Source organism: Lysobacter sp. TAB13 (genome assembly GCF_052113885.1).
Lineage (GTDB): Bacteria > Pseudomonadota > Gammaproteobacteria > Xanthomonadales > Xanthomonadaceae > Lysobacter > Lysobacter gummosus.
In genome coordinates, this window is sequence record NZ_JBFRDR010000312.1 from 1 (window position 1) to 392 (window position 392).

1 protein-coding gene is annotated in these 392 nt (G+C 66.1%); it reads left to right on the forward strand.

Translation table 11 applies throughout. The features are described from left to right. The coding region (locus AB4Y92_RS26310) for a diguanylate cyclase domain-containing protein (RefSeq protein WP_441822299.1) at positions 1-345 on the forward strand (345 nt) is incomplete at its 5' end. Between the last annotated feature and the right edge of the window lie 47 nt (positions 346-392).

A 392-nucleotide genomic window follows, 5' to 3' on the forward strand; every position in this document is an offset into this window, starting at 1 on the left:
ATCGCCCGCATCGGCGGAGATGAGTTCGCGCTGCTGATCTGCTCGACCGCCGGCTGGTCTCATATCCTGCACCGACTGAACCAGGCCCTCGCGGCGCTCTCGCGCCCTGTCACCTGGAACGGGCGTCTGATCGAGATCAGTGCCTCGATCGGAGCGACGATGCTGCTCCCGGGCCGACACCATGATCCCGACCGCAGTTTCGCCGAAGCCGATTCTGCGCTCTATGTCGCCAAGGCGTCGGGCCGCAATCGGCTGCATCTCTTCGGCGAGCCCTTGCAAGCACAGCCCAGCGCGGACGCGATGCGGGGCGCCCTTGCGGATATGAGAGAGCTTCGCGCGGGCTGATGCGCTTCAGGCGGCCTCTGCTGCCTGCCCCATGCGTTCCTTAAGAC